The 6,120-nt window shown below is 55.7% G+C and carries 12 protein-coding genes; 7 read left to right on the plus strand and 5 right to left on the minus strand.

What is annotated here, in order from left to right; genetic code table 11:
- Window positions 1–29: 29 nt before the first annotated feature.
- Window positions 30–347, minus strand: a complete 318-nt coding sequence (locus tag J2T09_RS23225; RefSeq protein ID WP_306839050.1) for a PepSY domain-containing protein — start codon at window positions 345–347, stop codon at window positions 30–32.
- A gap of 259 nt (window positions 348–606) precedes the next feature.
- Here J2T09_RS23225 and J2T09_RS23230 point away from each other — a divergent pair, with 259 nt between their 5' ends.
- Both J2T09_RS23230 and J2T09_RS23235 read left to right on the plus strand, forming a co-directional pair.
- Window positions 607–1,008, plus strand: coding sequence for a DUF2177 family protein (locus J2T09_RS23230; protein ID WP_306839052.1), 402 nt, complete (start codon window positions 607–609; stop codon window positions 1,006–1,008).
- A 5-nt stretch (window positions 1,009–1,013) separates the two neighbouring features.
- The gene (locus J2T09_RS23235; protein WP_306839055.1) at window positions 1,014–1,514 is read left to right on the plus strand and encodes a hydrolase; all 501 of its coding nucleotides are present in this window, start codon (window positions 1,014–1,016) and stop codon (window positions 1,512–1,514) included.
- Window positions 1,515–1,596: 82 nt separating this feature from the next.
- On the opposite strand, the gene J2T09_RS23240 is transcribed toward J2T09_RS23235, so the two are convergent.
- Window positions 1,597–1,746: a hypothetical protein gene (locus tag J2T09_RS23240; protein WP_306839057.1), complete on the minus strand. Its 150-nt coding sequence runs from the start codon at window positions 1,744–1,746 to the stop codon at window positions 1,597–1,599.
- A 113-nt stretch (window positions 1,747–1,859) separates the two neighbouring features.
- On the opposite strand from J2T09_RS23240, the gene J2T09_RS23245 reads away from it, so the two are divergent.
- The 4 genes from J2T09_RS23245 (at window position 1,860) to J2T09_RS23260 (ending at window position 3,975) form a co-directional block, all read left to right on the plus strand.
- Window positions 1,860–2,294 (plus strand): VOC family protein, encoded by a 435-nt coding sequence (locus J2T09_RS23245; RefSeq protein ID WP_306839059.1) that lies wholly within the window; start codon window positions 1,860–1,862, stop codon window positions 2,292–2,294.
- Window positions 2,295–2,334: 40 nt separating this feature from the next.
- Window positions 2,335–2,802, plus strand: a complete 468-nt coding sequence (locus tag J2T09_RS23250) for a pyridoxamine 5'-phosphate oxidase family protein (protein ID WP_306839079.1) — start codon at window positions 2,335–2,337, stop codon at window positions 2,800–2,802.
- Between the two features lie 55 nt (window positions 2,803–2,857).
- Window positions 2,858–3,145 (plus strand): DUF3140 domain-containing protein, encoded by a 288-nt coding sequence (locus tag J2T09_RS23255; RefSeq protein ID WP_306839060.1) that lies wholly within the window; start codon window positions 2,858–2,860, stop codon window positions 3,143–3,145.
- 554 nt (window positions 3,146–3,699) lie between these two features.
- A complete protein-coding gene (locus J2T09_RS23260; RefSeq protein ID WP_306839062.1) occupies window positions 3,700–3,975 on the plus strand; it encodes a hypothetical protein in 276 nt (91 codons plus the stop codon).
- Between the two features lie 233 nt (window positions 3,976–4,208).
- On the opposite strand, the gene J2T09_RS23265 is transcribed toward J2T09_RS23260, so the two are convergent.
- The 3 genes from J2T09_RS23265 to J2T09_RS23275 form a co-directional block, all read right to left on the minus strand.
- Window positions 4,209–4,424, minus strand: a complete 216-nt coding sequence (locus tag J2T09_RS23265) for a hypothetical protein (protein WP_306839064.1) — start codon at window positions 4,422–4,424, stop codon at window positions 4,209–4,211.
- Window positions 4,425–4,492: 68 nt separating this feature from the next.
- Window positions 4,493–4,801, minus strand: coding sequence for a hypothetical protein (locus J2T09_RS23270; protein ID WP_306839066.1), 309 nt, complete (start codon window positions 4,799–4,801; stop codon window positions 4,493–4,495).
- Window positions 4,802–4,864: 63 nt separating this feature from the next.
- Window positions 4,865–5,104 carry a DUF982 domain-containing protein gene (locus J2T09_RS23275; protein WP_306839069.1) on the minus strand — a complete coding sequence of 80 codons (240 nt, stop codon included), beginning with the start codon at window positions 5,102–5,104 and terminating at the stop codon, window positions 4,865–4,867.
- Window positions 5,105–5,488: 384 nt separating this feature from the next.
- Between J2T09_RS23275 and J2T09_RS23280 the strand changes: the two genes are divergently transcribed.
- A complete protein-coding gene (locus J2T09_RS23280) occupies window positions 5,489–5,989 on the plus strand; it encodes a YciE/YciF ferroxidase family protein (RefSeq protein ID WP_306839071.1) in 501 nt (166 codons plus the stop codon).
- Window positions 5,990–6,120: the final 131 nt, after the last annotated feature.

A 6,120-nucleotide genomic window follows, 5' to 3' on the forward strand; every position in this document is an offset into this window, starting at 1 on the left:
TGTATTGTTCTTGTTGGTTCGGGACTGGCTTACTGGGCCATGGTGATGTTTCCCTGGAAATCAAGCGCGACGTTGCCGTGCTTGCCGTCCTTGGAGCCCATCGCGCGCCAGATGCCCTGATCGTCGAGCTTGAGGCCGGACACATCGGTGTAGCCAGCTTCCTCGATGCGCTCCTTCGCCTGAGCTTCGGTGAAGCTGTTCTTGCCAGCAACAGGCGCGCCCGGATTCTGTTCGCCCGAAGTCGAGACAGCAGGGGTCGTCTGCGAGGTCTTCGGCGTCTCGCTCTGAGCAAAGGCAGCAGAGGTCGAGAGAAGAACGGCGGCAACGCCAAAAGCAATCTTTTTCATGGTCTTACTCCAAATTCCTGCACCCGGTTCGAATGCACTGAAAGAACCGTCCACGATGGAATTTGTTCCGTGCCCAAGACGCGTTTGGGATGGTTGTCACCGGTCGTGCCATGCGGATGATCGGCGTTCGCCGTGCATTGCTTCCGGCCTGCTTTGCGCACGATCCCGGATCCGAGCGTCTGATATCCGCCGTGGGGAACAACACAGACCTTCGGGTGTTCAGTCCAACATCAAAAGCCCAAGCAGGATCGCTCACCCAATGAAGACATTTGGCATCGCCTACGCCGGGACGCTGTTCTCGTTTCTATTGATCGACGCAGTCTGGCTGGGATTGATCGCCAAGAGCTTCTACCGAGACCAGCTCGGCGACCTGATGCTACCTTCCCCGAATTTGGCGGTTGCCGCGATGTTTTATCTCTTCTTCGCAGCCGCAATTGTCATACTAGCGGTGCGCCCGGGTCTGGACGCGGGTTCGCCATGGACAGCAGTGGGATACGGTGCCCTTCTCGGACTCGCTGCCTACGGAACGTATGACATGACGAACCTCTCGACCCTCAAAGGCTGGCCAGTGACTCTAAGCATCGTCGACATGGTATGGGGAACGGTGCTGACCGCGGCTGCAAGTGCGTGCGGTTATGCAGCGGCCCGTCAATTCGGCTAAAGGACATGAATTTCTTCACTGGCGACACGCATTTCGGAGATCCCCGTGTCCTCCGGATCGATCGCCGACCCTTTGCGACCATAGCTGAACACGACGCTCAGCTCATCGTAAACTGGAACGAGGTGGTCGGTCACGATGATGACGTATGGCATCTGGGCGACTTCATGTCGGCCAGAGCTGGAGACTGTGCAGCGCTCCTTGGCGAGCTTAACGGCCGCAAACACCTCATCATCGGCAACAACGATCCGGAAACGACCACTCACTCAAGCGGATGGGCCAGCGTTCAGCACTACGCAGAAGTTCATGACGAAGGACACCATCTTATCATTTGTCATTACGCGTTCCGGACGTGGAACCAGATGGGAAAGGGTTCGATCAACCTGCATGGGCACTCGCACGGGAGGCTCAAACCAGTTCCTCGACAGTTCGATGTCGGTGTTGATGCTCGTGGATTAACGCCCAAGCGCTTAGCGGAGATTATCACATCCGGAAGATCTCGAGCCTGAGCGCTTGAGACGGACTTTCACGTGCAATTCCTGCGGCAACTGCGTTGGATCATCCGATTTCGGGACGGTAGGATGATCAATATTATCGGAACCACTTCTCAGCGGCGGCAAGCAGTTGGCGCTCGTCGTCAATGCCATCCTGAAAGAGGCGGATGAGCAGCATGGCCAATTCGTCCGTGTGTGTGTCGTGCTCCGGGATCATTTGCGCGAACACCCTTTCGAGTTTTGCCAAGTCGTCCGGACGAAGTGCGACATCTGCTGGTAATCTTCCGCGCATGGCACACACGCTATGGCTCTCGGTCACCCGATGCAATTGGTTAATCACGAAGGAAGGACAGATCGCAGATGAAATCGGTGTTTACGGTGCAGGCAGTTGACCACATTGTCGTGAACGTGGCGGATGTCGAGCGAGCAGCCGCGTGGTACACTCGCGTGCTAGGAATGGACCGGCTGGAATACGGCACGGATCCTGAACGTCCGAGAACGGCCATGCTGTTCGGAAAGCAGCGCATCAATCTTAGGCCGGTCTCCGTGAGCAAGGACGAATGGTTCACCGCTGATCATGGGGCAGCAGGAAGCGACGACCTCTGCTTCCTGACCGAAGCCTCGCCGAATGATACCATCGCCCATCTGAAGGCATGCGATGTTCAAGTGCTGCTTGGTCCTGTTGCACGAGACGGTGCTCGCGGCAAGCTCATGTCGGTCTACTGCCGCGATCCCGACGGCAACCTCTTCGAGATCAGTTCGTACACTGAGGATGTCGCGGGGAACGTAGAGTGACGCCAGTTGTTCTCACATCATGACCGATGAGGAGAACACAATAAGCACGATGACGATGGAAGAGCTTTCAGAAAAACTGGCAAAGATCGACTTCTGCATGTTCAACACCAACGGTGGATCCGGCAGGATCAATAGCCGTCCAATGAGCAATAACGGCGATGTCGCGTATGATGGCGACTCCTGGTTCTTCTCATACGAAGACACGGAAAAGGTCAGCGAGATCGGCCGCGACAACAGGGTCGCCCTCACCTTTACCGCACCACCGAGCATCCTCGGCAAGCCGGGCATCTTTATTGCGATCGATGGCGAAGCGAGCCTGATCCGCGACAAGGCCCAGTTCGAGCAACATTGGGTGAAGGATCTCGATCGCTGGTTTCCAAAGGGCGTCGATACTCCGGGCATTCTGCTGATCATGGTATCGGCACGGGCGATCGAGTACTGGGACGGCGAAGATAATGAGCGTATCGAATTGCCCGCGGTCGACGCTGTATCCGGAGATGCCATATGACCGCGCAGAAGATGGATCGCGACAAGGTCTGGCCGAATTCCGCCAGGCCGTGAACATGGCACCCGCAACGCTCAAGGACTGGCTCGATACTGACGAAAGCAAGGCTGCGAGGTGGTCGGGCGACGGTGGTGGCGAGACCGTCGGACACCACTCCGGTCGTCGGATCGTCGAGATCAAGCACAAGTCGAAGGCAGATCTCAAAGAGGACGATTATGCTCACATGAATAAGGTCGTCGGGTACGTCCACCGGCATCTCGCTCAGGGTGGGCCTAAGCAAGATGTCGAACATTCGACGTGGCGGCACTCGTTGATGAATTGGGGCCACGACCCTCTCAAGGATTGATATGACATCTGCAAACCCACTCCGCCGCCTGATCTGGTGAAGCCGTTCCCGTGGACGGCGGCCGCATGACGAAGTTCCAGTTTATAGGTCTACGGGCTGGAATCGTACCAATGCGAGTTACGATAAAGTGTCCTTCTCCAGATAGGCATCGGCCGCAACGACCTGGGCGGAATAACGATCAACGTCATCGTTGCCAGTGCCGCCGATGTCGCCATGCAGGTTGAACTCGGCTACCTCCCAACACCAACGCGCTATACGATTTCCTCTAATCCCCTCAGCCCAGACTTCGGCACACTTCTCTCCGTGGAAAAAGCCATACCAGCTTTCAGAGCCTGGCGGCTGCAACCATCTAAAAGAATTGTGAGGCAAATGCGAAATCCCGATATGCGAACATTCATGCTGCGGAGCATAGCGACAAGAGCACCAAATTCATCAACGAAACACCGAATGTACGGTATTGGACCATGGAGCACGCGTTGACGGACAGTGCTTTCCGCATAGCTATTGCCGACTACCTATGTTCGAAAGCAACCGTAACGAAGCGAAGACAGCAAATGAAAACGATGCAGAGACAGGACATCCCGGAATTTGTAGCGGCAATCGTCGATACCGGGTGTGACATCACTGCCCTGCCCGGTCTTGGCTATGTGATTGGCGATGCCGACCTTCCCCGGGGCCAATACAGAGAGGTCGCGCACAAGCTCGACCGTATCGTAGAAAGGTACGGCTCGCGATCACATCTCGTCGCCGACATTTCCAGCTATCTGACCTCTATCGGAAAATTTTACAGCCTTACTGCGGCGAGTGAAGTCACCAACCTTGATCGGTAGCTGCACGGACCCGCAGCGGAACGCACGGCGCGATTCCCCTCCACATGCCCGTCACAGAACGCCGGAACTCCGCCAGAACCGGTTGATCATCATATCAAACAGCTCGCAAGATAGGTAAAACACGCGCTGCCCAAGCTCGCGTCTTCTTTTGCTTGCAAAGATCAGGACAATGCGTGCATCACGATCATGCGCATCCGACAAGTGTGCTTGCCGCAAAACCGTACCACCGCCGGTCACTTTTCTGCGGCCGGCCACTCGTTGGCAGGTTCATCAACGGCAATCTCGGAGGGTGCGTCCGCTGGATCGGGATCCCTGTCGTGGGCGCTCTTCAGTTTCTCGACTGAACTTGCAAGTTCGACAAAGATATCCTCTTGCCTCGCACCCGCCGTTACCGCGCGATCGACCATTTTTTCCAGGTCGTCTGAAATCCGTCGACGCCACTCATCCATTTCGTAGCCTCCAATATTCCCCATTTGGGCATTGCGCTTTCAACGTTTCCAATAATCCCACCCACCATTTATCGGCCCGAAACCCGCATGGCGCCAATCTCGCCCATGGTGCGCTGGATAGAAGCCGGTTGGTCTGCGGCGATGTCTGCCGAAACTTCGATATCACCGGCAATTGGGGCATCCCTGCGTGCGCCTTTGGACCGAGACATGTCACCGCCTGAAGGCGCCGAACCGACGGTGTTTTCAGCATCTTCGGCCTGAACGAAAATGTCCGGGCGGAGAACGCCATGTTTCTGCACAAGATGTTCGACCGCAAGATCGGCTTCCTCGCGTGTTGCGAAGATCGCACGGATTGTGGTGGTGCTATTGTCTGACATCAGATCGCTCCTTAGGGTGATGAGAGATGAACCAGTAAAAGCGACGTTGGTTTCATCAGAGGCTCATTCCCGAAGTATGCCAGCACTTCGCGCGGCAACCCTGAAAGCCTGAGCCGCGCTGTCGCCCGGGACGGTACCAGAGACCGCCCGAAGGCAGACTTTCTTTGCCAATCCGGCATCCGCCCCGCCTCTAGGAAAATCGATAGCCAGAGACGCAACTGCCTCTCGGCTATTTTTGATACATTTCAATCCACCGCTCGCACCGGTATCTATCTCCACCGGATATTCCCAAAGTTCAGTCATCGATCATCCAATTCGCAATATAAGTCGGTCCTCCACGGTCGATCGGCCGCAGTGAGAAGCTATTTGGTAACCTGATCAGACATCAGATTGTTCCAATCGCGTGCGCCGTCTCTGGCTCGTCAGCTCGCTTCGATCGGTGCGTGCTGTGGCCGAGACTGCAGCATCCTTAGAGCCTGGTGCGGCCACTAAGAGTTTTCCAGCATGATCCTATGCGATGAAATGTCGTCGTGCCGACGATGAAGGCGGTAAGTTGGAGCTGTCTCAGCTAACACCTTGTACGCTGCCGTACGGGAACTGATTGCGACCACCAGTCATTTCTGATTCTGGATGGTGCGGCCAAGTCCTGCCGCCTTTTGCATCATCTGAAAAAGTTGGAGGACGGTTATGGCTAATGCCAAAACACTCGACGACCTGTTTCTTGATACCTTGAAGGATATCTATTTCGCAGAAAAGCAGATCCTGAAGGCCCTGCCCAAGATGGCACGAGCATCCCAGTCCGAAGAGGGCAGGCAAGGTTTCCTCCAACATCGCGAAGAAACCCAAGGCCAGATCGATCGACTTGAACAGGTGTTCGAGCTTCTCGGAAAACCCGCACGGGGCAAAACCTGCGAAGCCATCCAGGGCATCATTGCCGAAGGCGAAGAGATTATTGAGGAATTCAAGGGCTCATCCGCGCTCGACGCTGGCTTGATTTCATCAGCCCAAGCTGTCGAGCATTACGAGATCGCGCGCTATGGAACTCTGATCGAATGGGCCACGCAGCTCGGTCTGAAGGAAGCTGTGCCGCTCCTTGAGCAAAACCTTTCGGAAGAGGTTGCTACCGACAAGAAACTGACGTCGCTTGCAAAAGCATCCGCAAACGACAAGGGCAAAAAAGCTGCCTGAACCACCAGGAAAATGAAAGGCCGCCGGTAAGGCGGCCTCAGACCGCTGACAAACCCCGTCATTTTTTGGCGGGGTTTTGTTTTATGCGAACCACCGGGTTTGCCGGCCGCGTTCGAATGAGGCAATGAAGA

The sequence above is a fragment of the Neorhizobium huautlense genome, assembly GCF_030811685.1.
GTDB classification, from domain to species: domain Bacteria; phylum Pseudomonadota; class Alphaproteobacteria; order Rhizobiales; family Rhizobiaceae; genus Neorhizobium; species Neorhizobium huautlense_A.

What these genes read in the sequence shown, in the direction of transcription:
- J2T09_RS23225 (WP_306839050.1), bottom strand. Translation starts at nt 347, where the DNA reads ATGAAAAAGATTGCTTTTGGCGTTGCCGCCGTTCTTCTCTCGACCTCT.
- J2T09_RS23230 (WP_306839052.1), top strand. Translation starts at nt 607, where the DNA reads ATGAAGACATTTGGCATCGCCTACGCCGGGACGCTGTTCTCGTTTCTA.
- J2T09_RS23235 (WP_306839055.1), top strand. Translation starts at nt 1,014, where the DNA reads ATGAATTTCTTCACTGGCGACACGCATTTCGGAGATCCCCGTGTCCTC.
- J2T09_RS23245 (WP_306839059.1), top strand. Translation starts at nt 1,860, where the DNA reads ATGAAATCGGTGTTTACGGTGCAGGCAGTTGACCACATTGTCGTGAAC.
- J2T09_RS23255 (WP_306839060.1), top strand. Translation starts at nt 2,858, where the DNA reads ATGGCACCCGCAACGCTCAAGGACTGGCTCGATACTGACGAAAGCAAG.
- J2T09_RS23260 (WP_306839062.1), top strand. Translation starts at nt 3,700, where the DNA reads ATGAAAACGATGCAGAGACAGGACATCCCGGAATTTGTAGCGGCAATC.
- J2T09_RS23265 (WP_306839064.1), bottom strand. Translation starts at nt 4,424, where the DNA reads ATGGATGAGTGGCGTCGACGGATTTCAGACGACCTGGAAAAAATGGTC.
- J2T09_RS23270 (WP_306839066.1), bottom strand. Translation starts at nt 4,801, where the DNA reads ATGTCAGACAATAGCACCACCACAATCCGTGCGATCTTCGCAACACGC.
- J2T09_RS23275 (WP_306839069.1), bottom strand. Translation starts at nt 5,104, where the DNA reads ATGACTGAACTTTGGGAATATCCGGTGGAGATAGATACCGGTGCGAGC.
- J2T09_RS23280 (WP_306839071.1), top strand. Translation starts at nt 5,489, where the DNA reads ATGGCTAATGCCAAAACACTCGACGACCTGTTTCTTGATACCTTGAAG.